The organism is Aminobacter sp. MET-1 (assembly GCF_026521175.1).
In the GTDB taxonomy this organism is placed as follows: domain Bacteria; phylum Pseudomonadota; class Alphaproteobacteria; order Rhizobiales; family Rhizobiaceae; genus Aminobacter.
In genome coordinates this window covers 1-1111 of record NZ_JAMSHL010000065.1, presented here as the reverse complement: position 1 = coordinate 1111, position 1111 = coordinate 1, and the positions used below count along the sequence as shown (strand labels likewise).

The window sequence follows — 1111 nt, the reverse complement described above, 5'->3', positions numbered from 1 at the left end:
CCCCTCCCCTGCCCCGCAGCAGGGCCATCAGCACCGGGCCGATCGAGAATTCGCCCGATCGTGCCTTGGCGGTCAGGCTGCGCAGATAGCCGCCGGGGCTGGAAATCGCCTCGCCCTTCTGCAGCATCGCTGCCACCATGATCGCGGCATCCACCGCCCCCATTGCCTCGCAGGCCTGATCCCACGCATCCGGACTGACGCCAAGGGCGCCGCGCACCAGATTTGCCGTTTCCACCAGCTCGCCCCAGCCGGAAATTCCGTTTCGGGCATAATCCGCAATATCGGGGCAGGCACGCAGCACCATGCCAAGCGGATATCCCGTTGGCGGCTGGTTCTTCATCTCCAGTTTTGGCTCGGCGGTCGTCCCGTGGCCTTTTTCGAGGCCGGGTTCAATATCAAGGTGTTGTGGATTTGAATTCTGTATGTGGCGCTCAGAATGAGACTCATTGGCGCTTGTTTCTTCAGTTTTAACGTGGCTTTCCAATGCCTTGCGCACCTCCTGGGCCAAAACCGCAAGCTCCGCAGCAATAGGCTCCAGCTCCAGGCGGCTCGCCGTACGCGGGATGGCACCCACGATCTGCCGGAATTCAATGTGCAGGCGCTGCCAGTCGGCCGCAATGCCCTCCTCGAGGCCAAAGGCGATCATCTTGCCGATGTCCCGGCGCAGAATGGTGATGCGCTCCCTGACCAGCAGAAGCGCCCGCCGCTCGGCACGCACGGTCTCCGCCAGGCGTTCGAATTCCGCGGCGCGCGCCAGAAGCGGCGTCATGTCGAAGCCGAAGGCCTGCTCGATCTCGCCGTCAACGCCTTTGCGGGCGTAACGCTTGCCATTGGGGCTGTCGCGGCGAACCACAAGGCCGCAATCGACCAGCACGGCCAGATGCCGCCTGAGCGTCGCCGGCGCCATGCCATGGGCCCGCAAGGCAAGCTGTGCGTTGGATGGAAACACCACCAGCCCCTCCCCTTCCACGAGATCCGTGTCGGGGTGAAAGCTCAGCAGCGCGTTCAAGACGGCCAGGGCGCGATCGCTGGCGCCCAGCATGGCCTTGGCTTCGCAAACGGCCCTGAACACCTGCCACTTGTTGGCACTGGCCCCAGCCGCGCAGCTTTC

1 protein-coding gene is annotated in these 1111 nt (G+C 64.2%); it reads right to left on the bottom strand.

The window, feature by feature from the left end:
- Positions 1-1111 (bottom strand): plasmid replication protein RepC (repC, locus tag NDO48_RS29030; protein WP_267322889.1); only part of this gene is annotated, 1111 nt, incomplete at both ends.